General features: G+C 35.0%; 16 protein-coding genes and 4 pseudogenes. 11 read left to right on the top strand and 9 right to left on the bottom strand.

What is annotated here, in order from left to right; all coding sequences use genetic code 11:
* On the top strand, window positions 1-918 hold a 918-nt coding region (locus FXW07_RS01730), incomplete at its 5' end, for a transposase (RefSeq protein WP_229393482.1).
* 368 nt (window positions 919-1286) lie between these two features.
* Here FXW07_RS01730 and FXW07_RS01725 read toward each other — a convergent pair.
* The 3 genes and pseudogenes from FXW07_RS01725 to FXW07_RS01715 all read right to left on the bottom strand — a co-directional run.
* Window positions 1287-2198, bottom strand: a complete 912-nt coding sequence (locus FXW07_RS01725; RefSeq protein WP_229393481.1) for a class I SAM-dependent methyltransferase — start codon at window positions 2196-2198, stop codon at window positions 1287-1289.
* Between the two features lie 241 nt (window positions 2199-2439).
* Window positions 2440-3477 (bottom strand): annotated as a pseudogene (locus FXW07_RS01720) (IS66 family transposase); the annotation flags it as partial.
* A 289-nt stretch (window positions 3478-3766) separates the two neighbouring features.
* Window positions 3767-4192, bottom strand: a pseudogene (locus FXW07_RS01715) (DUF6444 domain-containing protein); the annotation flags it as partial.
* A 136-nt stretch (window positions 4193-4328) separates the two neighbouring features.
* On the opposite strand from FXW07_RS01715, the pseudogene FXW07_RS01710 reads away from it, so the two are divergent.
* Both FXW07_RS01710 and FXW07_RS01705 read left to right on the top strand, forming a co-directional pair.
* Window positions 4329-5881: pseudogene (locus tag FXW07_RS01710) on the top strand (IS1182 family transposase).
* A gap of 203 nt (window positions 5882-6084) precedes the next feature.
* Window positions 6085-7262: pseudogene (locus FXW07_RS01705) on the top strand (IS256 family transposase).
* An 801-nt stretch (window positions 7263-8063) separates the two neighbouring features.
* On the opposite strand, the gene FXW07_RS01700 reads toward FXW07_RS01705, so the two are convergent.
* The 6 genes from FXW07_RS01700 to FXW07_RS01675 all read right to left on the bottom strand — a co-directional run bounded on the left by FXW07_RS01700 (window position 8064) and on the right by FXW07_RS01675 (window position 15553).
* Entirely contained in the window at window positions 8064-9020 is a 957-nt protein-coding gene (locus FXW07_RS01700; protein ID WP_229393480.1) for a glycosyltransferase family 2 protein, read from the bottom strand.
* 798 nt (window positions 9021-9818) lie between these two features.
* Window positions 9819-10802, bottom strand: a complete 984-nt coding sequence (locus tag FXW07_RS01695; RefSeq protein WP_229393479.1) for a glycosyltransferase family 2 protein — start codon at window positions 10800-10802, stop codon at window positions 9819-9821.
* On the bottom strand, window positions 10799-12016 hold the full coding sequence (locus FXW07_RS01690; protein ID WP_229393478.1) for a polysaccharide pyruvyl transferase family protein: 1218 nt from the start codon (window positions 12014-12016) through the stop codon (window positions 10799-10801). Before FXW07_RS01690 ends, FXW07_RS01695 begins: the two co-directional genes overlap by 4 nt.
* Window positions 12017-12034: 18 nt before the next feature.
* A complete protein-coding gene (locus FXW07_RS01685) occupies window positions 12035-13426 on the bottom strand; it encodes a Coenzyme F420 hydrogenase/dehydrogenase, beta subunit C-terminal domain (RefSeq protein ID WP_229393477.1) in 1392 nt (463 codons plus the stop codon).
* Window positions 13404-14978 carry an oligosaccharide flippase family protein gene (locus FXW07_RS01680; RefSeq protein WP_229393476.1) on the bottom strand — a complete coding sequence of 525 codons (1575 nt, stop codon included), beginning with the start codon at window positions 14976-14978 and terminating at the stop codon, window positions 13404-13406. The genes FXW07_RS01685 and FXW07_RS01680 overlap by 23 nt, the downstream gene beginning before the upstream one ends.
* Before the next feature lie 398 nt (window positions 14979-15376).
* Window positions 15377-15553, bottom strand: coding sequence for a hypothetical protein (locus tag FXW07_RS01675; RefSeq protein ID WP_229393475.1), 177 nt, complete (start codon window positions 15551-15553; stop codon window positions 15377-15379).
* A gap of 1305 nt (window positions 15554-16858) precedes the next feature.
* Between FXW07_RS01675 and FXW07_RS01670 the strand changes: the two genes are divergently transcribed.
* From FXW07_RS01670 to FXW07_RS01635, 8 genes are all read left to right on the top strand, one after another.
* Window positions 16859-17827 carry a glycosyltransferase family 2 protein gene (locus FXW07_RS01670; RefSeq protein WP_229393474.1) on the top strand — a complete coding sequence of 323 codons (969 nt, stop codon included), beginning with the start codon at window positions 16859-16861 and terminating at the stop codon, window positions 17825-17827.
* 317 nt (window positions 17828-18144) lie between these two features.
* On the top strand, window positions 18145-19296 hold the full coding sequence (gene wecB, locus FXW07_RS01665) for a UDP-N-acetylglucosamine 2-epimerase (non-hydrolyzing) (protein ID WP_229393473.1): 1152 nt from the start codon (window positions 18145-18147) through the stop codon (window positions 19294-19296).
* 51 nt (window positions 19297-19347) lie between these two features.
* Window positions 19348-20289, top strand: coding sequence for an NAD(P)-dependent oxidoreductase (locus FXW07_RS01660; RefSeq protein ID WP_229393472.1), 942 nt, complete (start codon window positions 19348-19350; stop codon window positions 20287-20289).
* Window position 20290: 1 nt separating this feature from the next.
* Window positions 20291-21289: an NAD-dependent epimerase/dehydratase family protein gene (locus FXW07_RS01655; protein WP_229393471.1), complete on the top strand. Its 999-nt coding sequence runs from the start codon at window positions 20291-20293 to the stop codon at window positions 21287-21289.
* A gap of 13 nt (window positions 21290-21302) precedes the next feature.
* A complete protein-coding gene (locus tag FXW07_RS01650) occupies window positions 21303-22481 on the top strand; it encodes a glycosyltransferase (protein ID WP_229393470.1) in 1179 nt (392 codons plus the stop codon).
* Window positions 22482-22500: 19 nt separating this feature from the next.
* On the top strand, window positions 22501-23532 hold the full coding sequence (locus tag FXW07_RS01645) for a DUF362 domain-containing protein (RefSeq protein WP_229393469.1): 1032 nt from the start codon (window positions 22501-22503) through the stop codon (window positions 23530-23532).
* A gap of 21 nt (window positions 23533-23553) precedes the next feature.
* Window positions 23554-24702 (top strand): glycosyltransferase family 4 protein, encoded by a 1149-nt coding sequence (locus FXW07_RS01640; RefSeq protein WP_229393468.1) that lies wholly within the window; start codon window positions 23554-23556, stop codon window positions 24700-24702.
* A 68-nt stretch (window positions 24703-24770) separates the two neighbouring features.
* Window positions 24771-25913: a glycosyltransferase family 4 protein gene (locus tag FXW07_RS01635; protein WP_229393467.1), complete on the top strand. Its 1143-nt coding sequence runs from the start codon at window positions 24771-24773 to the stop codon at window positions 25911-25913.
* The last annotated feature ends 7 nt before the right edge of the window (window positions 25914-25920 follow it).

The following is a 25920-nucleotide window of genomic DNA, read 5'->3' as shown; positions in this document are numbered from 1 at the left end:
AAACTGTTTGTTGTTAAGTGTTTCAGGCAACTCTCATATGATAAAACCATTTCTTCCTTAACAGAAGAAGAAGCTATCCTGCTTTCTTTTTATGATGAAAATGGCCAGATTAAACTTCCTTCAGGTGGAACCCTTCATCATTTTGTGAAGTATAGACTTGGAGAAAAAGGAGTCAATGAGATAATGATGCTTATAGGTGAGAAAATTCTCAAACTTTCTCAGGAAAAGGAAGCAAAAATTGATTCCACTCCACTTGAAGCTTCAAGATACGACAAACATGCTGATTATAATCCTCATTATGAATGCAAAATGGATAAGGCACATATTACAATGGTTGGAACTTATCCAATTTTCATGACTCATACAAAAGGACTTTCTGGTGACTCTCCAGAACTCATCGACCATATTGAAGCTCTAAAGAACATGAACGCTAATCTGGAATTTTATTCTGCTGACGGAGGTTATGATTCATTCCTCAATCATTCTGATATTTGGTATCATCTAAACGCAAAACCGATTATTTCCTACGCTTCAAATGCAGTAATCAATCAAGAAGGTGAAGAGGAACGAATCGATCACTGGGTGAATAAAAAGTGGAAACTCGGTGGAGATATTCACGCACCAATGGAAAACAAACTCAGATTTCTATATGAAATTGGAAGGAAAGAACAGGTAGGAATGTACCTAAGAAACCAAAATATTAGAGATGAGACTTTTGATGATCAGTATAAAAAGAGAGCTGAATGTGAAAAGATACATGGACATATTAAAGGTACAGTAAAGTTCGATATCAGAAGAGTGAGAAATCAGAGTAGAAAACTCTACTCTCTATTGAGTTTCATAGCATATCAACTACTGGTGTTGACAGAAATGCAAAATAAAGTTGAGGATAAAAATTCGTTTGGGAGATACTTTTAAAAAAGTGAGTATCAAATTAGATTTGAGATTTTAAAAGCTAATTTGAGATTCTCGATACACAGAAGGCACTTGATGAGAATAATAAAAGTACTATATCACCAAAGTACACGGATGCACAAAAGAATATTTATTGGCTCTCAATGATTACAATGCAGCTGGAAAATCCATGATAAATGTTACAAATGGGGAGACATATCCAGACAGTGATAATGATTATACGAAATTCATGACCAAATCAGGTTCCGTTGCAAAAATATTTTCCTCATACTTTAAGGGGTTCTGTAAAGTTGACGGGTGTTGGGCACTTTATAGGCTCAACCGCATATGGAAAAATTCTTAACACCCGTAGACTTGACAGAACCCCTAAATTATCTCGTTTTTACAATCCAGAAACTTGAAGGTTTTACCTTATCTCTCTTGTACGAACTAAATGTTTTTTCTATTTTATCAGGATATGTTAGACACATATAATTTCCCGCCCACAACACTTTAAAACTTTCATTAAAAGTCAGGAATGCTTGGAGTAAATATTGTTCATTCCAAAATCTGTGCATATCTAATACCCAATCTTTTCTATATTCTTCTGGTAAGAATATATCATGTATATGAATAATGACTCCCTTTTTAAGACGTGGTAATACTTCCAGATATTCATATTGTACATCATTACCTATCTTCAGCACATGGCTAGAATCTATAAAAAGGATATCATTTTCCTCTAGTGAATCAAAAAGGGACAAAGGTAAATCTTGAACTTTTTGAGTGATTAGTTGTGACAGTCCAGGAAAGCCTCTTTTCAATACATTGTTTGGGTATGGTTCAATTGACACCATTTCGCATTCATAACCATCTTCTGTCTTATTCTTTAAAGCAGCTTGAGCTGATAAATAAGTTGAATTTCCTGAACCAATTTCAATAATTTTTTGAGGTTTAAATTGCCGTATCATACAATATAGAATATCCCCATCTACTGATTCAAAAGCACCATTATAAGAGAAATACTGATAAGGACATTCAGTTCTGTTTCTAGGAAAAGAGTCTAATTCTTCTTTATACTTTAAACCAAACTCAGAGAGAAGATAAATTTGCTCTTGTTCATTAAAATCAATTCCAACTAACTCAGAACACTTTAACCATAAATTAACATTTAATGTCGAAGTATCGGGGATTGGCTCATAAAAATGATTAGCTGTGATATGCAGCCCTAACGTTTGCCATAAAGAAAAAGTTTTTTTTAAAATTAAGCGTTGCATGTAATTAAAAGCGCGATGGACTTCCATAATTTATTCACCAACTTAATATTTTGACAATATTTAGAAAACATATAAGTCCAACTTATTATATATATCAATCGTAACGGTTCCGTTGTGTTGTATCCTGAAATGATTTCGCAGACTCACAACCATTTGGAAGTCTAATTCATAATACAATCGCAGGAGACGCAAAAGGTTAAATGTTGAATAAATGTAACTATTCAGCTACTGATAAAAAAGTATGTTTTGGAGCAAAATGCTTCAATTCTCAGGCTAATAACGGCGCTCCCTTGAGCGCCGTTAGAATAGCCTCCATAACATTCATTTCATTCTTTTTAATCGATGATATGTATGCCCTAATTCTGCAGAAAGCTACCGCTCCTTCTATACTTCRGAAAGTTCCCGAAATTTTCTGTTGTAGCTTCACCATCCTGATATCCCGCTCTGCTTGATTGTTATCAAACGCAACTCTCAGGTCATTAAGAAACTTCAGAATCTGTTCCTTGTGTGCTATGAACCTATCAAGGAGATTCTTTGCTTTTGTTTGTGCTGTTCTTCCTCTCTTTTTGACCTTCTCTTTTGACGGATCAGGTGGTGGATTTTCTTTAATTCCTTCTTGCATTATTGCATCATATATTTGCTCAAATTCCCTGACTTTTTCAGGATCTATTTGAATTTCCATCTCTCTACATTCATCAGTATACTTCTTCATCTCACTGAGAAGTTCATTTATCTTTTTAGCCCACTGCTGCTCAAAATTCTCTTCAATCCCAGTAAGTTCCCGCTTAAGATGAGCATTACACAGAGCATGTTCACATCCATACTTGTTGTATGAAGAATATCCATCATGAACTGCTACTCCCTTATATTGCGGAAGGAATCCCAGAGCATCCATTGCTTCTGTCCCTCTTTTAGGATGAGGAAAATAATATGTCCACAAATTGTTTGAGACAACATGAAGCCACCATTTAGTCCCCAAAACTCTCATTCCTGTCTCATCACAATGGGCAGAATGGGAAGTTAATAGATGTTCCATAGCAGCTTTCTCGAAAGGTTCCAGGTTCTGGAAACATTCTTTTTCCGCTCTTCTTATGGTAGCTGGGCTGATACGTATACCGTAGAAGTCCTCTACTAAATCACAAGTCCTTTCATATGGAAGCAATTGATAGTTCCTCAAATACAGAATTGAGGCTAAAAAACGAGGTCCATATTGAATCGGGAATTTTATAGACTCTGGAAAAGAACCCTTGTTAACTTTCCCGCAGTGAGGACACTTCTTGATTTCACAACGATATTCAGTATATATTTTACATTTCGACCCCCTCCAAAAAAATACAACTTAATTTTTTTATTCACACAGTTTATTACTAATYTTGCGCTTACTTCCGTATTAATCACGTATTATTTACTATGTGTCTTCATAAATGCCTAAATTTTTAATTTGTTTTCTAAATTTAAACTGGATTTTTTTGAACATTGTGAGATTCAAGTTAAAATCATTGATTTTGTTGAGCATGTGCCCACATCTGATTCAATAAGTTTGTTCAGTTGTTGCGAAAATCACCTTATTTTTGAGAGGGGGGTCGAAATGTAAAATATATGATTTGCACAGGAGGAATTTCAATTTCTTGTCTGCGTTCATAATCCTGAACTTCAGTATTTTCAAGATGATAACCACAATTTTCACAGCAGTCAGGAGAATGGCATATGATCTAATCAGGGTTTTCAATCATTTCAAGAGTCTTTCCAGGATGGCCTTTTTGGCCACCAGCTTTTTTGCCACTACTCTTGCGGAGACCCTTAGGTTTAGGTYTTTCGTTACAAAAAACATCAGTAGAAGGAGGTTTACTGCTATTTTGGCTGTTTTGATTCAAACGAGACTCTAAAACTCTTACACGTTCTTCAAGTTCAGCAATCTGAGAATCTTGTTTCTCTATGATAGACTCAAGTCTCTGGATAACAGCAATAACTGCTTCAGGACCAGATTCATAAATTTCAAGGATCTCTTCACGTGTAAGCATGATATTGAAAAAAGAAGCTTATTTCAGTCGAATGCCCCGCTAGCTTGGAGGCTGTCCGACAATTACCTTAGGTAATTGAGGTTTTTGCTTTGAATATATTAAKTATTATATAATATTTCYACTAATTTTTTGGTTTATGGTTTTCATTAAATCTTTAAAGAATCAAGTTTGGACTTTACCTCCAGATATCCGAGATCTTATTCCTTCAGATCATATCTGCTATTTGGTTGAGTCTTTTGTGGATGAGATGGATTTTAGTGAATTTGAAACCAGATATGAAGGTTCTGGACACCCTGCTTATCATCCTTGCATAATGTGTAAGATTTTGATTCAATCTATGCTTGATAGAGTTCGATCATCGCGAGCKATAGCTCGCAATGTTCGAGAAAATATAGTTTACATGTATTTAGCTGAAAACCTACARCCTGATTTTAGAACAATCAGTGATTTCAGAAAAGAGAATGAAAAATTGATTACTGCAATGTTCAAAAATACAGTTAARGCAGCCARAGATCTAGGAGTAATAGGTCTTGAACAATTAAGTATTGACGGATCCATAGTAAAAGCCTCTGCGTCAAGAAAAAGTACGGTTATGAAAAATGTCTTGGAAGTAATTGAAGAATATGTCAAGAATGAATTAAAAAAAGGTATTGAAAYARACAAAGTTGAGGATGAGCATTTTGGAAAATGCCGTGGTTATGATCAGTTGAATGAAAGTGAAAAAYATAAAGTAAAAGCTGTAGTCGTGAAGTACATAAAGCAAGTCAATAAGGATGAATCTGGAGATAGAAAAAGGGATATTGAAAATACGATTAAAAAAGCACTTAATGAATTTGAAAAAGACAGTATTGATAATGTGAGCTTGACTGATCAAGAATCTCGTTTTATGCTTAACAAAAAAGGAACGATTGAACTGGCATATAATACTCAAATAACGGTCGATCATGAACTAGGAGTTATAGTTGCAAATGATGTATGCCAAGACAGAAACGACATGTATCAATTGAAGCCTCAAATTGAAATGGTGGAAGAAAATTGTGGTTTATTAAAAGTAGGCACTAAGCTATGTGCAGACACTGGATACCAGACACTGGATACTATAGTGGAAACAACATACATTATTTGAAYGATAAAAAATTGGATCCATATATTCCAGAGAAARAAGTAACTAAAACAATAACAGAAAACGTCGAAGATGTTAGGTTCGATATTAGTAATTTTGAATATAATGAAGAAATTGATGAATTTATTTGTCCTGAAAATCAAAGATTGAAGTTTTTGCGTGAAGGTTATGAGAAAGAAAGGAGGAGAAAGTACAGAATTTACAAGGGAACAGAATGTCAAAAATGTRAATTTACCAAAAATTGTACAAAAAGAAAGGATGGAATTAGACAGTTRAAAATAGCTGAATTTTCAAAAGAAAGAAAGCAATTAGCAGAGAAAATGAAAACAGAAGAAGCAAAAGARATATACAGGCAAAGGCAGCAGGTAGTAGAACCTGCAATTGGAAACTATAAAGAGAATCTTGGGTTTAGRGAATTTCTSACAAGGGGAATAAAATCAGTCAGAAATGAATTTAATTTGATATGTACAGCAGTTAACTTAARGAAAATATGGATTTACTCAAATAAAAACGAGATCATTAGARAGGTAAATGGAATAAATGGAACTTTTCACTTTAAGACCTGAGTAATAAGGAATAGAAAAAAATCTCATAAGGAAGTTCTAATTCACAGAAGACGATATTATTTTTATTACTAAAAGTAATTGTCGGACAGCCTCCTTGCAGCGGGGTGCGCCAGCGCAACTTTGATTTTATATGCAATTTTTCCTCGGAAAGAGGAAAAATTGCTTTTAACAAGGCAGTGTAGCGAAAGTTCTGTAAAATATGATTGACTCTATATCCTTTTTCTTCACCACAAAAAAATAGGATGTAGAGTCAATGGTTAATCTATTTTCATTTATAAAAGATTATCTTGTCGATCAGGAAGATGGAATTCGCCAGTTAATTACCTGGTTTTTAAACCTTGTCATGGAGGAGGAAGCCCTCCTCCAATCTTGTGCACAACGTTATGAGCGTACTGCTTCACGGAAAGCCAGTAGAAACGGCTACAAACCCCGAGCTCTCCTTACCAAATATGGAGAACTTGAATTGTTAAAGCCCCAATTCCGTGAATTTCCTTTTGAAACTCAGGTATTTGAAAAGTATTCCAGGGTTGAAAAGTCTATACTAGCTGCTGTAGCGGAATCTTACCTTCAAGGTGTTTCCACCCGACGGGTGGAAAAGGTCATGACTGCTTTAGGAGTAGATGGAATCTCAGCTTCTTCTGTTTCCAGAATTACTAAAGACCTTGATGAGAAAGTTGAAGAATTTCTCTCAAAGCCAATAGAACATGAAATTCCTTACCTTTTTGTTGATGCGACTTATCTTAAAGTAAGAGATGGACTCCATTATGAGAATAAAGCTCTTTTTGTAGTTGCTGGAATCAGAGATGATGGTTTACGTGAGATTCTTGGAGTAAGATTGGCAGACAGTGAAGCCTCTCTATTCTGGGAAGATCTATTCGAAGACCTTAAAGAAAGAGGGTTAAGAGGCGTAAAGTTAGTTGTTTCTGATGGCCATAAAGGAATACAAAAAGCAGTAAGAGAATCCTTTATTGGATCAAGCTGGCAGATGTGTCACGTTCACCTGATAAGACAAGTTCTAAAAAAGGTTCCAAAAAAGAAACAGAAAGAAGTATCAGAGAAAATAAAAGAAGCATTGTTAGACCATCAGATGTTACAGGATTTGATAAGGGAACTGGATAATATGGGATATAAAAGTGCAGCTGATACTCTTGAACATTTTCAGTATGATGTAATGAACTACATGCAGTTTCCACAGAGTCATTGGAGAAGAATAAGGACAACAAATATGATGGAGAGAACTAACAAGGAAATAAAAAGAAGAAGCAGAGTTGTGGGAGCATTTCCGAGTCAGGAATCAGTATTGAGACTGGTAGTCTCAATACTGATTGATATAAATGAAGACTGGATTACAGGAAACAGGTATATAGTAATGGAGCAGTAATCAAAAAAGAAGAATTAGGGGTGTATAGAGTAAAATTTACAGAAGATTAGGCACACTGCCTTTAACAAAGCTATGGCTGAATAGTTTCTAATTATATTTGAATTGTCAAAGTCCAGATTCAACATAAGAATGCATTGGTCATCGGTTAAGGAGAAACCGTTATCAATTGCATTGATTTCCACAAAGTTTGTTAAACCATTCAGTGATATTAAGCTGGAGTTTGATATCAATTTCAGTTTAAACGCTCAAAATTTGGGCTTGATTTTTTGTTGAAATCGAGGTCCGCGGCAAGAGAATTTCTTAACCGGTGACCAATGCATAAGAATGTAGTAGAATCTCTAGTAAAATTAAAGTTTAGATAAGTTTAGATAAGTTACGAGGACAAGAAAGTTTCAAAATCAAAGTTGCGGTGGCGCACCCCGCTGCAAGCTAGCGGGGTATTCGAATGAAATCAACTCGTTTGATTAAAAAACTGCTGCCTGATACAGAAAGGGTTATAGAATGCTTGAGCCGTATGAAAGTAAACTTTCACGTACGGTTCTTAGAAGAGGGAGAGCGAGTAATCGCTCTTTCTTATTCAACGTCTAATTTAAATTTAATAATTTTTGATGATAACGATTTTGAGATATAATGCCCCATGAATATTTGAAGCTATATGGTTTACATATAACCAACTATTAATCTCTCATATTAAACTTCACTAAAAAAATGAATTAATGTTTATTTTCACGCCAAAGTAAACCATTGTGCATAGATGTATACGAATATTCAGAATCTTTTAGGCCAGAATCTTTTAGGCCTTTAGGATTGATGCACACTATTCTTTATCTTTATTAGAAAGATTAACATATTATATGAAACTGTATGAGGCATATATGCAAAAAAATACCAAAATATTTTATTCCATCTAAATAATTTAGTTTTACAATTTTTTAAATTACATTTAGCTAATTCACGATTCCCACTAATTATATTTCGTTTTGCAGAATGTAATTGATATTTTGCAATGCATTCCATCAAGTCATCATAAATTTCTTTTTGAACATCTCCTTTGTCAATAGCGTCTCTAGCAGATTTCACAAAAGGATGCTCCTCTATTTTAGATTCTAACTTACAAGCTCTATTTACAGTATCATTATGATATATAGCACCGATCTCACGACTAAATGCAATTGGGTGTTTTAAAGCAATTCTACCCCATAAATCAACATCTTCTCCATATCTGACACCAACTTTAAACATTCCTATCTCAAAGAATATTTTTTTTGGAATACATACGGCGGACGAACATACCGGATGATCTCCAGTAGCATCAGATAAAAAGTAACTAGGGAGAAAACCTTCCCACGGTACTGGAGGGACTGCACAATATTTTGCAGCTTTTAATCTTCCATTTTTCAAAAAATCATATGCAGTTGCATAAATCCCGGCTTCAGGTAATTTTTCAGTTAGTCTCAACACTGTTTCTAAAAATATTGGAGTCCAGTTATCGTCTGCATCTAAAAATGCGATTAAATCAGCTTTTGCCTCTTTAATTCCTCGATTTCTTGCTGCAGATACTCCCATATTCTCTTGCTGAATCAATCGAATCCTGGGATCTGTGAATCCTTTGACTACCTCGGCACTTTTGTCTGTTGAACCATCATCCACTATAATAATTTCAAAGTCCTGAATTTTCTGAGTTAAAATTGAGTCTATTGCCCTCTTGATGTGGGGTTCTTTATTGTAGAGGGGAATAACTACCGAAATAAGCGGCATCGTTTGTAGCTCCTTTTTAATTTTGATTCTAAGCAGCAAAATTATCATGTGATTACATCGCTTAAAAATCAACTAATTTCGCAGTGTCTGTTACAAATTTGACAGAGAGTTTTTGGAGAATTGCTGGATTTATCCAAAGTCATTGATTTTGTTGAGCTTGTGCCCACGATAAATATAATAAGTTTAATCAGATGTTACAAAAATCATCTTGAAGATATTTTTCATGTATTTTTCATATTTTGATAGCTATCAATTGGCCCAACAGATGCATCTCATATTATCTACGTTCCACTTTTTTAGACACATAAGCTATTCTATGATATAGAATATGTGCTTAAACTTAAGCATAGGAACCGCAAACTATAATTTCAAAATCATAATCATCTGACATCTCAGACTTGTGAAATTAAGTGTCTGTGATTAAAATTTGGTCGTACATTATTACCTAGGTTATATTTCATCCTATAATGCACTTAATTCAATCGAACTCGTTTTCAAGACTTAACTACATACATTCCAAGAATCAAAACCTGCACCGCGTTGAAAATGAGACGTAGAGCGCAAGTATGTGATCTTTCGGTATAAACCTCAGCTCATTATTAATGGGTTATTAATGGGTTACCTAAAATTTGGGAACTTAAGATATTATATTGGTTGTGGGGGGAAGTTATTGAAAAACGTAAGCATAGTAACCCCTTCATTTTTTAAACATGGATAATGTACTCATTTTTGTAGAATTGAAATAACTCATTAACAAGACGTAAGATTCAATGAGCAAATTTTGATTTTTGCTGTAACTCAGCTATTGTAATATTTCAATTTATTAAATGACATTCTATGTTTTAATAATCTTCTAATTTTAAGTATTCTTTGAAATATAGGACTTGGGATGGCAGTAGCTATCATAAAAGTTAGTTTTGTATATCGATGGTATTTTGTTTTATGACCTTTAAGAATTTGCATTGCAACTTCTTTTTTACCAGCACTCAAATGTTTCCCTGCTCTATAGATTTCTTTTATTGCAATATATTCATTTAAATCTTCGACTTTATCTGGAGGAACAAGATTCTCTTTTATTGCTTTTTTTGCTGTTTTTACAAAGGGTTCTTCTTCTAGTGGAGTTTGTCGGTTACAAGCCCTATTTACCGCATCATAATGATATATTCCTCCCATATACCAACTAAAAGCTATAGGGTACTTCAGTGCAATTTTTCCAAATATATCTGCATCTTCCCCATACCATACTTTTTCTGGAAAACCTCCTATTTCATTAAATATATTTCTTGGGATGCACACAACAGAGGTCCAAACTGGATATTCCCCAAGAGCTCCTGATTTGAAATAATTTGGAATCAAGCCTTCCCAAGGCTCAGGAGGAATTGCCTTATATTTTGCCCATCTTAGCCTGCCGTTTTCTTCCTTAATTTTATATGCCGTTGTATATGCTCCTGCGTAGGGATACCTGTCCTTCAACTTTAAAATAGTTTCTAAGTGTTGAGGCTTCCACTCGTCATCAGCATCTAAGAAAGCAATCAGATCTGCTTTACTGGCTTCGACTCCTTGATTCCTTGCTGCAGAAACACCAGTGCCCTTTTGTTTAAAGAAAATGATCCTGTTATCGCTAAAACTTCTTACAACATCTGGTCCATTATCAGTTGATCCACCATCAACTACAATTATCTCAAAGTCCCGAACTGTTTGGTTTAATGCGGACTTTAAGGCTTGCCTAATATGTGGACCTTTATTTAGTAATGGGATTATTACAGATATCTTTGGTTTCATAATCCATCAACTATATTTTTTAGGTATTTTCCCGCATTAAATGCCCGTTCCTGAACTTTTGGGATTTCTCTTGCAAGATTTTTTCGTATATTTGTTTCATCCTCTAGTAGTTCTGCAATAGAGTTACAAATTAGTTCAACTGTGATCTTTTCTGGTTGTAAACAAAAGTTATCAGATCCAAAGATATCAGCATTGATTCCTTTAGCCTTGATACTATATGCAAGAGATAATGTAGGTACACATGAAGATAAAGCTGCAATGTTAGAGTGCATCCGTGAACCCATAAATATGTTCATTTTCCCAATAATCCATTTTGATTCAGCAGCATTAAGATTCGGTGGAATTAAATATATTTCTTTATTAATATCAATTTTAGATAATACGTATTTTAAGAAAGTATGGTCATTATCCGTTGGTACTGGTCTGGTTACGTGGGGAATTAGATAGATGGGTCTCTCAAATGTATCATGTATACGTGTGATCAATTTAGCACTTATCTCTGCCCATCGTTCTTTATCTCCATTGGCAACATACCTAGCCATCAGAGTACTTAAGTTTATTCCAATTGCGTCATCCTCTATTGTTGATGCTAAACCTTCAGCGGGTCTTGATGGATCCATCACAAATGCCGGATCTCCGACATGGTAGATATTTTCATTAAATCCTTTTTTTTCTAGATATTCTATTGTTTCTGGTTCCCTAACAAAGAGACCATCCACTTTTTTAAGATGATCTAGAATATAGTTCTCATATTCAGGGCTCTTATTGAATGGACCTATCGAAGCGCCCCAGATGATTAATGGTTTGTTTTTTTCCATGACAATGTCATCTAAATCTGTATATAATTTAGGGATACCCCAGTCAAGCGCGTATGTGTCACCACCAACCGAAAGCACTGCACGTGCTTCATCAAGGGTTGGAATCATCTCTTTGTATTCGTATCTTTTTCGGATCTTGGGGCTGAAACTATCCAATGCTCGAAAAGCTATTGATGTGATTTTTCTTGGTATATGTATTTGTCTATGCACTACAGATTTATCTGTTTCTTGTAATGATTGCATCCGGAAAAAATCTTCATTCTCGAATGTACTATAGCATTGAAAATTTGGATTTTTAAAATATTTTCTAATTATTTTTGCAGTTCCACGTACAATTGCTTCGCATCCTTTATTTCCATAGGATCCGTTTCCTGCAAGAAGAAATGTTTCACTCATGATTTGTCCTCAATATTTTTAATGTAATCTACTCTTTAAGATTTTGTTTATAATCCTTTTTGGAAGTGATATCACGGTTTGTATTCTATTTATCCGAACAGACTTCTTTAAGTAAGGTTCCATAATTTCTTTGACTTGAACGGCGCTAACATCTTTATTTGAGTGGATACTTCGTGATATCTTCGTACTTTCTTTTTGCATTTCCATTTGAAGTTTTGTGAAATCTCTTCGTAGTGGATTATTTGCTTTTTTTGCATTAAATCTCTTAGTAGGTACTTTTTTGTCGTTATATTTGAGGTTATATTTTATCCTGTAGGGGAGTAGAGTTCTTTTATGATAAATCACTTCTTTTTGGCTTCTTATTACTTGATTGATGGGTATTTCCTTAAGGTGTAATTGATTGTTTTGAATTCCTTTTCTAATTAATTGATTAATAAGTTGAGAGCGAATTATCACTAGATTATTGCCTTCAGGTTCGTTCCAATATTCGGGTAACCATGCATCCATACAGTTAACATCTGCACACTCTGCGAAGACATCATCACAGTAGTTACATGCATTATATGTAAACCAACGATTTAACCAAGCTTCTCCCATGCCTGTACTAATGAATATTCTTTTTCCAATTTGGCTGCTTGAATCTTTACAAACAAAATGATAGTCTGCTGCAGGTTTTTCTGGTAATTTCTGATGATATCTTACCCATATTGGATTTTGTATACCTGAAAGTGATGCTAAATAAGTTGTGTAGTGTTTGCTTTTTAGCTGGCCGCAAGTCAATCCCAAGGTTACTATAATTCTTTCCCTTAATTTTTTGTTAATCTGTTGTGCACACCTAATCGCTTTAATAAAACACGGAAGTCCTGTAATGGCGTATCTCCCTGGCGTTGAAAGTATATAGTTGATTACCTCAGACATCTCTACCGGATAATAAGCCGATCCTGCTCCTTCCCGCACATTATCCGCGGTGTCAAAGACCTTGAATGCGAAGAGTTTCTCAGGGTCATCAACGGGTGAGACGCAAATTACATGGTCAGCTATCCTCTCTGTAAGCAGATTCTCAAGTATCCACGTAGCTATTCCGCCTGAAGCACTTGTCAGGCGGTATTTTTCCGAGTACCCAACGTAGGAAGTAAGGTAGTACCCCGTCTCTGAAGTGTGCATTATTTCTGTGGAGTGTCGATAAAATTTATATCCTATAGTGTCTTCGTTCTCTTCTGTATCTGCGAATGGGCATACTTTTAGACAGAGGCCGCATTCTAATGTGCAGTCTTGTATTTTATAGGCTGCATATTCTCCGCACTCACTCTCTTGAATTATCAGGGACTTTTGTGGGCATATTCCTACGCAAACTCCGCAGCCTATACACAAGTCATTTTTTACTATCTCATCTATTACATTTGACTTCAAGACTCAACCCGCTCCTTAATTTTACTGGTATAGATGATCCTACAATTTGCTTTTCTAATTTATTTAATCCAAATCCCCATATTACTGATAGATAAACTGAAGTCAAAATAATTCCATAAGTTACTAAAGAAATTATTCCTGAAATTTGTAGATAATTCCCAAATAAAAAAGATACTCCAGCAGTCACAACCATTGCAAAAACTCCTGGCACCATAGAGTTCACAAACGTAATTCTAGAAATTCCAAGTACCTTGGTTGCATACCATGGTGTGAAAAATGCATTTTTAAGCGTTAGCATAATAGCCCCTGCCAATGCAACTCCATAATAGTTCCAACCTGTAATATAGGGAATCGTTATTGCCAGCAAAAAGTTTCCAATCCCCATTAAAAATGTGACAATACCTGGAATCTTTACTTTATTGTATGCAAAATTGATTGCAAAGAGAGACATTATTGGCAAATTAATTACAAGATGACATAACATTAAAACCATCAGTAATGAGAGTTTTGCAAATTTCGGGCCTATCCATAACGTAAGAAGTTGAGGAGCAAAACCGCATATGTAACCTATGGGTAATGCCATTGCAAGGCCTATAAGCTTTACAGTGAATTTTGATATGTTTATCAGTTCATTGATTCTACCCGTTGCATAATATGTGTAAATTATAGGTGTAATGACTCCCACTAGCATTCCTGCGACAGCACGTAACATTGTACTCCAAGTCAACACTACCGAGTATTCCCCACCAGCAATAGTACCAAATAACTTGTTTACAACAATTAAATCAATCTGAAGATATAATAATGAACCAATCTGATCAATTATAACCCAGCCGCCCATACTCGTAATTTCATTGACTTTCGATCTACAAAAATCTTTTACATTAACTTTTAGATGGGGATTTATCTTGCGTGAGAAAAATATAGATAAAACAAGAGCAGCTATAGCTCCAATTAAATAAGCTAATCCGATATAAACAAGATTTGGGGAATATAACTTGAATAATATTACTATTAAGCTTGTTTGAACAATAATATTTACAGCATTCACAAGGTTCTGGAGATCGAGTCTATTATAGGCAAAAAGAGAAACTCCAAAATTACTTCCCCACGCCCGCAATAAGAATGAACCTATCACTCCAAGAAAAAGTATTCTTGCATCATTTTCCTGGCTAGTGGGAATTTTAAAGAAGGAAGGCGAATAATATGAAATTAAGACAACAAAAGGAAGCATTATTAATATAATTCCAAGCGTTCCAAAAAGAGCAGTATTAAATGTTATACTGGCTTTTTTGAATTCTCGTTTCTGTAAATCTATAGTCAAATACCTTGACACGGATGTATTGAGTGATTGTACAACTAAATTTACATAACTGGTAATAGAGGTGGCTAAAGGAACAAGTGCGTAACTTGCTACACCAAGAGAATCAATAAAATATGGTACCAGAAGCAAACCAATTATCACATTCAATATAAAATACAAAATATTGGCCAGTAAATTCTTAGGCACTTGCTTGCTGAAAATTTCCTGATGCTCTGTTAAATTAAGCAACGTTTTACCTCTTGAAAAATTATTAAATATATATGATTCTTTTTATCTGCTCTAGTTGGTAGAGTAATTCATTTTCCAAATATGACAAAACAACAGGTACATTTATCTTGTCCCATTATTCTGTTTTATAGTTATTTTTAAACAAATTCCTAATGATCTACATGGCTTCTAAAATGTTTACTCACAAAATATTTTTGTATTTAACTCTTATTATCTATTATCCAAAACCAATTTTTCTCAAAACTCGGTAAGGTTTCAGAACAATTTCTCATAATTTGAAGCTCAATAACTATTCAGAGTATGGGATTCAGAGAAGAAATTTTGAGTTTTGGGACCAGCTCACAAAATCGCCAGTTACAAGCAGTAAGAACATGAAAAAATATTGAATCGTCCAGTTTTCACCCCAAAATAATTAATATTCGTTTTGCTTTTGAAAGACTATCTGCATTCCCAAACCTGACACAAATTCTCCCATTTGGTTTCTGGTCTATATCGAGATTAAGCAGATAAGCAATTATTACACCAGCCATCATAGCAAATGCAATAAAATAATAGTAAATATCACGCAGACCCAATTTTGCCTACTCCTTAAAAAGATCCCTGTTAGAGATCTCTCTTATATCGTTATTTTGCTACTCAGGTAGTATTACCCTGAATTTTTTGCTCATAGTTATCTTACACAATTTATTTCAGTCGAATACCCCGCTAGCTTGCTGCGGGGATGGAAACTTCCCCGGTAACCGTTGATGACTATATAATTATCAATTCCATTTTTCGGTTGTTAACTTCTGCTCAAACTAAACCGTTTAGGGTTACTATTTCCTTTGACGGAATTTCGAGCGGTGGCGCGAACATACCCCGTTGCTTGCAGCGGGGTGCGCCAGCGCAACTTTGATTAAATCGAAGAGGCATAGAGTTTTTAATCTCTGTTTGCAAATTTTTGTAGCAAATTTAAATATCTCAGTAACTTAATTATTATTTAACTTTATATATATGTCGATTCAGTTAGAATCCTCGCTTTAAAGAGACGTATCTGTTGAAAGATTTCTCAGTAAAAGTGGCTAAACTTGTTAGAAATGGCAGGAACTAACCAGTTTGGCTAACATTCCAGCAGAAGCTTTAATTCCGTATCTACCCTTTTGATGATCCCGCTTACTCTGGCCGAGACTTTTATCGCTGTTACAGGAAATCTTAGGCAGTGTTGCGAATTTGCTGTAAATTCAAAGTTCATTTTTTGTGTACTGATTATAATTCCGTTCTTTCGATATTGGATTTTCAAACTACCAACTTTTTAAGAGTTATGATTTTACAGAAAAATCAGCACATTGCCGAATCTTATTGCCTTTAAGATCAGGCTTGATTAAATATGCCATAAAAAGCCGTAATTCCGACTGAAGCTGCCTGACTAATCCTCGTGTTTTTACTCCGGCCTTTACCCTTATATTCATATATTGCCTCAAGCGACCCCGTATCCGACATATTTTGGAGAGACGCCACCAAATGCGAATTTTATCTGCAAAATATAGAAAAACGTGCCCTAAAGTTTACAGGATAGCTTTTTTGGAGTCTTGATTTATGCTTTGCAAGATATCATTCACGGAAAATTTATATTTATGGAGCTATGTATACATGACTTTATCTAAATAACTTAATTTTATATTCATTTGTACAAAAAAGGATGACTAATAAGATTATTCTCCAATTATTTTCATTCATTAAAAGAATTGCAGTAAATTTATATGATAGTTTTTCATATTAGTCTCCAAAAAGTTAATATCGCAGTATATATTAGACACTTATAATATTATCGGAATTAAATGGCCTTTTAGGCTCATAGGCAAATTCACTTTAAATTGCATAATATCCAGGGGTCATCCAAATTGAGCAAAGAAAAAATAGTGGATAAGAGTGCCCAGCGCATAGTCCAAAAACAAAGTGAGTGTGTAAAGAGCACAGCCCCGCAGAATGTCACAGTGATCCTTCCTGCCTATAATGAAGAAATTTCCATAGGAAGTGTAGTCCTGCTTGCCAGATACTATGCCGACAGCGTAATCGTGGTCGATGATGGCAGTTCGGACCGGACAGCCGAGATTGCAAAAAAAGCAGGAGCCGAGGTAATTGTTCATGAGGCAAACAAAGGGAAAGGCGCAGCCCTCAAGACCGGTTTTGCAGCCGCAGACGACCTGGGCGCAGATATTATAGTTACAATGGACTCAGATGGTCAGCACAATCCTGCCGAGATCCCGAAGCTTGTTGATCCTATTATTAAAGGTGAAGCCGAAATGGTCAACGGTAGCAGATACTTAAACGGCCTAGATAAAAATACGCCTTCCTACCGTCGGGTCGGCCAGACTATTCTTGACGGGGCCACCAAGCTAAACTCCGGGCTTCAGATCACCGATTCTCAGAGCGGCTTTCGTGCCTTTTCAGCCTCAACGAAAAATGTTTTCCGCTTCAAAGCTCAGGGTATGGCTATTGAAAGCGAAATGCTTGCAGATGCAGGCAAATCCGGCCTTCGTATAGCCGAAGTTGAAATTGGCGTCCGATACGACGTAGACTGTTCAACTGTAAACCCGATAAAACACGGCTTTGGAGTTCTTTTTATGATTTTAAAAGATATCGAATTCAACAAACCTCTTTACTACCTTACAGTCCCGGGATTGATTCTTGGAATAAGTGGTTTTATTATGGGCGCTTATTTTGTACAGGATTTCACGATGGGAAAAAGTTTGTATTTTGGGCCTACAATGCTCATGATTCTGTTTATTATCGTAGGAAGTTTCATGGCTTTGACAGGTATCTTACTGCATTCCATATCTACAATTTTGAAGGACGTGAAAATAGCGTAATTTCTTTATGTAAGTGGCTGGCAGTTTATAAACTTCATTTTTCAGGCAGTACATAAATTGGAGCTTTATATTTGTTATATAATTCTCTTGAGATACCAATACTGTGCTGGATTTCAGTCTAATAATGTGTTAGTTCGATCCACAATATGGCGAATACAAACGACATGATATTCTTCGAATAACATGCACAACCAATGAAAGTGCTTGCAGATGGCAGCATTTTCATGCTAAATATGGTGAATAATACTTGAGAATTTATGTTGAATTGGTTGCTAAAGTAATAAAAACTAAGATTATTAAAAAAGGTGTTAATAGCAATGATCGGTATTATTCTAGGTACACGACCGGAAATTATCAAAATGTCTCCTGTCATAGCAGAATGCGAAAAACTAAACCTGAAATATTTCATACTTCACACTGGTCAGCATTATTCCTATGAAATGGATCGTATTTTTTTTGATATGCTAAATCTCCCTCAACCTGACTACAACTTAGATACAGGTTCTGGAACCCACGCTTCACAGACTGGTAAAATCATGCTGGGTATTGAAAATGTTCTCTCCATGGTACAACCTGACATTGTTCTTGTACAGGGAGATACTAATACCGTTCTTTCTGCAAGTCTTGTGGCAGCTAAATTAAATATTAAAGTTGGGCATGTTGAGGCTGGTCTCAGGAGCTTTGACCGAAATATGCCAGAAGAGATAAATCGCATTGTCTCAGACCATATTTCCGATTATCTTTTTGCTCCAACTGAAACTTCATATCAACAATTAGTAAAAGAGGGAATTGATCCTGAAAAGATCTTTGTCACGGGAAATACCGTTGTCGATGCAGTATATCAAAATATCAAAATTGCAAAAAATAAAGTAGATATACTGAAAAAACTGGGCCTATTTCCTAAAAAATATATCCTTGTTACCTTTCATCGAGCTGAGAATGTAGATATCAAAGAAAGGATGGAAGGAATTATTACAGGATTAAAATTGATTAAGGATTATTTTTCACTTCCAATCATTTTTCCGATTCATCCCAGAACTGAAAAAATGGTAAAACAGTTCGGCTTTTCTCTAGAAGGAATTAATATTATCCCCCCACAGGGATTTCTTGAGTTCCTTCAACTGGAAGCTAATGCCAAATTTGTATTAACAGATTCCGGAGGCTTACAGGAAGAAACCTGCATACTGGGAGTACCTTGCATTACTTTAAGGGATAATACTGAGCGTCCGGAAACTCTGGAAGTCGGGTCCAATGTTCTTGCAGGTGTGAACCCGCTTGTAATACTCAGCCATGCTAAGAATGCAGTTAGGGAAAAACATTGGAGTAATCCCTATGGCAATGGGACTGCGGCAAAATTAATCGTAGACATATGCAAGAATGCAATCAAGGAGAAAAATTGGAGTAATCAATATAAAGATGAAGCTACGGAAAAAATTGCTTTAGATATATGCGGAGAAGTTTCGAAATAATACCGTCAGTTAAATATTAATAAATTATTATTAAAGACCCGGAGAAAAAATATGGAAACCCAAAGAATACTTGTTACTGGTGGAGCAGGTTTCATCGGTACAAATCTTGTTAATGAATTGAAAAGTAGAGGTCACGAAGTAATCGCGGCTGATCTCTATAACACCAGGCGTGAAAATTACATTAGAGCTGATGTCAGAAACTATAGACAAGTTGAAAGAATTTTTGAACAATCAAAATTCGACTATGTCTATCATTTAGCAGCCGAATATGGCCGATGGAATGGAGAGGATTACTATGAAAATCTCTGGCAGACTAATGTGATAGGCACTAAGAATATGCTTCGGCTCCAGGAAAAACTCAAATTCCGCATGATTTTTTATTCCAGTGCAGAAGTGTATGGAGATTATAATGGGGTTATGACCGAAGATGTGATGGAAAATAACCCCATTAAAGATACTTATCAAATGAATGACTATGCCATCACTAAATGGGATGGGGAACTTATGTGTATGAACTCTGCGAAGATGTTTGGAACAGAGACTGTCAGGGTTCGTCCCGTAAATTGTTATGGTCCCTATGAACATTACACACCTTATCGAGGTTTTATTCCTAAATTTATCTATCTGGCCCTCCATAATAAACCGTACACGGTGCATGGCGGACATAAACGAATAATCGACTTCGTTGAAGATTCCTGTAATACCTGGGCAAATATTGTTGATAATTTCATTCCTGGAGAGGTCTACAATGTAGCTGGAAGGCCTGAATGGGAGAAAGATATTAAAGAATATTCAGATCTTGTGTTGAAAGCCGTAGGTATAGATGATTCCCTTGTTACTTATGAAGGGGCAGAAGAGTTTACAACAAAAGTAAAAACAATTGATTGTTCTAAAGCCATAAGAGACCTTAAACATAATCCAAAAGTTTCTCCAGAAAAAGGGATAAGCAGAACAGTAGAATGGATGAAAAAATATTATAGAATAGGTGAATAAAGTGAGAGACTATACAAGTGATTATGAAGGAAAAACTATACTTGTTACTGGAGGAGCTGGTGCTATTGGAGGAAATCTCTGCCGAAAACTCTCAGAGATGAACGCACATAAGGTTATCATATTAGATGATCTCTCCTCTTCTTATGAGTGGAACATACCAGAAGCAGATAACATCTTTTTTGTTAAAGGGAGCATTTTGAATGATGAAATGCTCAAGCGGGTCTTCAAAGAAAAACCTGATTATGTATTCCATCTAGCTGCCCATTTTGCAAACCAGAATTCTGTTGACAACCCTGAGAAAGACCTCATGATCAATGGTATAGGGATTCTCAAAGTTCTTCAGTACGCTCAACTTGTTAATGTAAAGCGGTTTGTTTATTCTTCATCCGGATGCGGAGTTTATGGGCTTGATTCCAAAATGCCATTCGAAGAACATGATATTTCAATCAGTCTTCACACACCTTATCAGGTAACGAAACTTCTTGGTGAACTGTACACCAATTACTTCCATAATCTTTACAATATGCCCATTGCAAACGCTCGCTTCTTCAACTCCTATGGGCCAGGGGAAGTTCCAGGAAAATATAGAAATGTAATCCCCAACTTTTTCTACTGGGCGATGAAAGGACTGTCACTCCCAATTACTGGTAACGGCACAGAAACAAGAGACTGGACTTATGTAGGAGACATTGTCAATGGTCTGGTTGCCATGGGTATAGAAGAAGAAGCCATTGGCGAGGCTTTTAACCTTGGTTCAGGGATAGATCATCAGGTCATTGAAATGGCAACAATTGTCAATGGATTAACGAATAACGAAGCTGCAGTTAATTTTAAAGAACGCAGGGACTGGGATGTAAAGACAAAACTTCTTTCCTGCGTTGATAAAGCGAATAGGGTACTTGGTTATAAACCTCAGATGAAATTTGAGGACGGCCTGAAAAGTGTACATGCCTGGTTTGAAGAAAATTGGGAAAATATTGAGAAGAGTGCAGAGTTCTGATGTGTGATGCTGAATGAATATCTTAGTGCTTCAGGAAACCGATTGGATAAAAAGAGGGCCTCATCAACAGCATCATTTAATGGATAGAATGGCGTTGAAAGGCCATAAGATAAGAGTAATTGATTACGACTACCTATGGAAAGAAGGCAAAGATAAAGAAATTATCACCGGTCGGAAAGAGATTAATGGAGCTTACAAAATATTTAAGGAAGCTGATATTACCCTTATCAGGCCAGGAATGATTAAAGTTCCTATTCTTGATGTAGCATCTATCTTTTACTTCCATAAAAAAGAAATTAAAAAACAGATTCAAGAGTTTAATCCAGATGTAATAATTGCATTTGGCATTCTTAATGCATATATTGGTATGCATCAGGCTAAAAAGCACAATATTCCCTTTGTATATTATCTCATAGACCATTTACATACATTGCTTCCAGGTGAACTCAAACAAAAAACCGCAGAACAGTTTGAAAAATGGACAATTAAAGGCGCAGATAAGGTATTTGTTATTAACCAGGGTTTAAGAGACTATGCTATAGAGATGGGTGGAAACTCCAATAAAATATCTGTAGTACCTGCAGGTGTTGATCTTGAAAAATTCAATCCTCAGGTAGATGGTTCATTGATCAGAGAAAAATATGGGATCAAAAAAGATGATATCTTATTGTTCTTTATGGGGTGGATATACGAGTTCTCGGGAATGAAAGAAGTTGCAGAAAGTATTTCTACCACTAAAAACGAACACTTTAAATTAATGGTAGTCGGAGAAGGAGATCTCTTCAAACCTTTACTCAAAATGAAAACTGAAAAAAAAATGGATGGAAAATTGATACTAACAGGAAAAATCCCGTTTGAAGAAATTCCAGAACATATTGCTGCTGCCGATGTTTGCCTTTTGCCAGCTTATAAAAATGAAATTATGATGAACATAGTGCCGATCAAGGTCTACGAGTATATGGCTGTAGGAAAACCTGTAATAGCCACTAACCTTCCTGGTATACAAAAGGAGTTTGGATTGAATAGTGGAATTAACTATATTGAAGACTCAGCTGATACGTTAGAAAAAGCAACATGGCTTTACAAATCACATAAAGTTGAAGATGAAGGTGAAAAAGCATACTCCTATGTTCATAATTTAAGTTGGGATAAAATTACTGTTCAGTTTGAAAATCTCTTGAGCAATTGTTAAAAAGAAGAGAGAGATGAATATGCCAGCTAACAGCCCTAAAGTCTATATTAACACAATTAATGAACAAAATCTTTTAGAAGAAATTCAAAAAGGATTAGAATTCATACAAGTAGATGAAATTATCAATAGGAATTCTGTAATTTTTATCAAACCGAATTTAACTGATTATATTCACAAACCTGGAATAACCACAACTCCACAAATGATTAAAGCAGTAATAGAAACGTTTTCTCCACGCGTAAAAAAAGTATTTGTGGGAGAATCAGATGGAGGAAACTATTCTTACTCAGCGGATACTTCTTTGAAGAACCATGGTATTTTTGACGTAGCTAGTCATTTTTCCAATGTAGAGGTTGTCAATCTTTCAAAGTTGCCTAGAAAGAAAGTTATCGAAAATGTATGTGGAAAAGAAGTGTGGGTTGATCTTCCAGACTTATTACTTAACGAAATAGATTGTCTTGTTTCAGTACCTGTCCTGAAGACTCATGCAATGACCCATGGAACTTTTAGTATTAAAAATCTATGGGGATGTTATCCTGATCCAATGAGGCTACTTTACCATAAAAACCTTGACTATAAACTGGCTCTTATCAGCAAATTAACTAAAAATAAGATTCAAATAGTCGATGGCTTCTGGGCACTGGACGGTCACGGTCCTATGGAAGGAACTCCTGTAAAAACAAATAAGATTTTAATTTCGAATAACCCTGTTGCAGTTGATTCTTCAGCAGCATACTTAATGAATCTAGATAAAAGTAAAATAAAACATCTGGGTATAGCTGAACAATTTGGCCTGGGAATATCTGATATTAATAAAATTCAATATAATAGAGATGTGCATAGAGAGAAGTTACAAAGTTTCAAGCCTTATAAAGTAAGACTTGACTATCTTTCAGTTTTACTGTTTAATAGTGAAATCCTTTCAAAAATTGTATTGTCTTCTCCAATTACGCCTCTTATTTATAAAATCGTGAATGTTTCAAGGCCAAAAAACAAAAGGACATACTGTGCAGAGCATAATAAGGCTAAAAATGAATTTCGCGGTAGGTAAAATACTTCCATATGTGGTACTATGAAAATACTACAGGTCATTCAATTTTTTTCTTCAAACCATGGGGGTTCAGCAGTAGTTCCCTATGAATTATCAAAAAATCTTCAAAAAAGAGGACATGAAGTCACAGTCCTGACAACTGATTTTCAACTAAATAATGATTTTATTGATTCATTAGAGGGAGTAGAAGTTATTCCTTTTCATTGTCAATTGAATATAGGAGGCTTATTAGTTTCTCCTTCTATAAACAAGTACTTAAATGAAAATATTGCTAAATTCGATATTATCCACATGCATAACTTTAGAACTTATCAAAATATTATTGTTTATAAATATGCAAAAAAATATAATATTCCTTGCATTCTCCAGGCGCATGGTTCGGTATCTCGAATTGTCGAAAAAAAAAGTTTAAAATACATTTATGATGTGTCTTGCGGAAATCGATTGCTAAAAAGCGTATCAAATGTTATTGCTGTATCTAATGTCGAAGTTAATCAATATTTACAAATGAATGTCCCTCTTGAAAAAGTGGTTGTTATCCCAAATGGTATAGATATTGGTTCATTTTCTAGCTTACCTAAAAAAGGTAGTTTTAGAGCCAAGTACCATATTAACCAGAAGCATATGATATTGTATTTAGGCAGGCTGCACGAAAGAAAAGGTATTGAGTTTTTAATCAGATCATTTGCAGAGCTATTAACTGAAATGGATAATGTTATTTTGGTACTTGCAGGTCCAGATGATGGACATCTAAACAAGGCAAAATCTATAGTTGAAGAATTAAGCCTAAATGATAAAGTCAAGTTTACTGGTTTTATAAGTAGTGCTGAAAAACTCGAGGCATATATGGATGCTGATGTCCTGGTTTATCCCTCGGTTCTTGAAATATTTGGTCTTGTTCCATTCGAATCTATAACATGTGGGACTCCAGTGATCGTAACTGATGATTGTGGTTGTGGTGAATTTATAAAAAAGGCTAATTGTGGATACTTGGTAACATACGGGGATATAATTGATTTGAAATACAAAATTAGGCAGATACTTGAGAATCCTGATATTGGAAGCAAATTTGTTGAGAATGGGAATAAATATATTACAAATAATTTAACCTGGCCATTGATTTGCAAAAAAATAGAGACGCTTTATGAGGATTGTATTCATAAAAAGTGAATGTGTTACAATCCATTTCGAGATCCCCGGAAGACCAGGAAATATATTTTTAAACATATTTTTAGACAATGCTAATAGACGAAGGAGCATATATGGTTATCAAAAGAAAAAGTATTTGCGTAATCACTTTTCCACCCATGAAAGCAGGGCTTACTCCATTATCTAATCTTATTGATATTTTAACTTCTTCTTTTGAAGAAATACATCTTATTACTGGAAATGATGGTTATAATTATTTTACGAATAATAAATATATTCATTTGTATGGTATATTTCATTCCCAGGGTACTGGCAAAATTAATAGGATTAAAAATTATATCTTTACTCAGTTGAAAATAGCTCATGTACTTCTCAATATAATTGGCAAAATAGATGTATGCATATTTTTTTTGGGAGGGGAAACGCTGACTTTGCCATTAATACCCGCAAAGCTATTTAATAAAAAAACAGTTATTATACTTTCGGGCTATTCGATAAAATACGAAAAAAATACTCTATCGAAAATAGTTGCAAAATTATGTACTATAAACTTAAATCTTGTCGATAAAATAATTTTATATTCCCCACGTCTTATTGATGAATGGAACTTAAAAAAGTATTCTCATAAAATTTTGATAGCTCCTCGACACTTTTTGAATTTTTCCAATTTTAAATTAAATACTGAGTTTACTCTAAGAAATGATTTAATCGGGTATGTAGGTCGTTTGTCTGAAGAAAAAGGCATTCTCAATTTTGTAAAGTCAATTCCTCTTCTTTTAAAGCAAAAGCCATTTCTGAATATTTTGATAATAGGTGATGGAGATTTGAAAAATAATGTTAAAAATTATCTTTCCAATAATAGTCTTGAAAACAATGTAAAACTTGTCGGATGGAGTTCGAATGAAGACCTCCCTAAATATCTAAATTTATTAAAGTTATTAGTCATACCTTCGTACACAGAAGGTTTGCCTAATGTCATGTTAGAAGCAATGGCTTGTGGCACACCTGTACTTGCAACAAAAGTAGGGGCAATACCTGACATAATTAAAGACGAAGAAACCGGTTTTTTAATGGAAAATAATTCCCCAGAGTGTATCGCAGAAAATATTATTCGTGCTTTGGAGTTTCCAAATCTTGGGAACATTGCGACTAAATCCAAAAAGTTAGTGGAAAATAATTTTACTTATGAAAAAGCAGTCGAAAGATACTCAACAATATTCAATAAGATTTGAAAAAAAG

This window comes from Methanosarcina sp. DH1, from assembly GCF_020804205.1.
GTDB classification, from domain to species: Archaea; Halobacteriota; Methanosarcinia; order Methanosarcinales; family Methanosarcinaceae; genus Methanosarcina; species Methanosarcina vacuolata.
Note: the sequence above shows the minus strand (reverse complement) of the source record. Positions and strands in the feature narration are given on the sequence as shown.

Excerpts from the sequence above, each read along its gene's own strand:
- FXW07_RS01645 (WP_229393469.1), top strand. The coding sequence starts at position 22,501 with ATGCCAGCTAACAGCCCTAAAGTCTATATTAACACAATTAATGAACAA.
- FXW07_RS01635 (WP_229393467.1), top strand. The coding sequence starts at position 24,771 with ATGCTAATAGACGAAGGAGCATATATGGTTATCAAAAGAAAAAGTATT.
- FXW07_RS01700 (WP_229393480.1), bottom strand. The coding sequence starts at position 9,020 with ATGCCGCTTATTTCGGTAGTTATTCCCCTCTACAATAAAGAACCCCAC.
- FXW07_RS01650 (WP_229393470.1), top strand. The coding sequence starts at position 21,303 with ATGAATATCTTAGTGCTTCAGGAAACCGATTGGATAAAAAGAGGGCCT.
- FXW07_RS01690 (WP_229393478.1), bottom strand. The coding sequence starts at position 12,016 with ATGAGTGAAACATTTCTTCTTGCAGGAAACGGATCCTATGGAAATAAA.
- FXW07_RS01695 (WP_229393479.1), bottom strand. The coding sequence starts at position 10,802 with ATGAAACCAAAGATATCTGTAATAATCCCATTACTAAATAAAGGTCCA.
- FXW07_RS01660 (WP_229393472.1), top strand. The coding sequence starts at position 19,348 with ATGGAAACCCAAAGAATACTTGTTACTGGTGGAGCAGGTTTCATCGGT.
- wecB (WP_229393473.1), top strand. The coding sequence starts at position 18,145 with ATGATCGGTATTATTCTAGGTACACGACCGGAAATTATCAAAATGTCT.
- FXW07_RS01725 (WP_229393481.1), bottom strand. The coding sequence starts at position 2,198 with ATGGAAGTCCATCGCGCTTTTAATTACATGCAACGCTTAATTTTAAAA.
- FXW07_RS01640 (WP_229393468.1), top strand. The coding sequence starts at position 23,554 with ATGAAAATACTACAGGTCATTCAATTTTTTTCTTCAAACCATGGGGGT.